Source organism: Streptomyces hilarionis (assembly GCF_024539675.1).
In the GTDB taxonomy this organism is placed as follows: Bacteria; Actinomycetota; Actinomycetes; order Streptomycetales; family Streptomycetaceae; genus Streptomyces; species Streptomyces hilarionis.
Map to the genome: position 1 here is coordinate 1 of NZ_JAHHIT010000658.1, position 294 is coordinate 294.

1 protein-coding gene is annotated in these 294 nt (G+C 55.1%); it reads right to left on the minus strand.

What is annotated here, in order from left to right; genetic code table 11:
• The coding region (locus KMS84_RS39905) for a hypothetical protein (protein WP_256921551.1) at positions 1–223 on the minus strand (223 nt) is incomplete at its 3' end.
• Positions 224–294 lie beyond the last annotated feature (71 nt).

A 294-nucleotide genomic window follows, 5' to 3' on the forward strand; every position in this document is an offset into this window, starting at 1 on the left:
TCACGTTCGGAAAGTTGTAGTTGCCGCTTGCATCTCGGATTGGTGTGCCATCTAGCTTGATCGTGTAATCGGTAGGAGCCTCGTCGAACTCCCCCTCCCCCATGGCGATCAGGATTTTGGCGACGTTGGTAGAGCGCAGGCTGTCGCTGGCTTCGGTGGGCGACTTAGGCTTACTGGTACCACCTTTCTCGCCGTGGATTTCGATCTGTGCCGCTGCGCCCATACTTTCCTCCAGGCATAAAAAAACCGCCTATCGGGCGGTTGGTATGTTGCTTTGGTGCTTAGGTTTTGTCC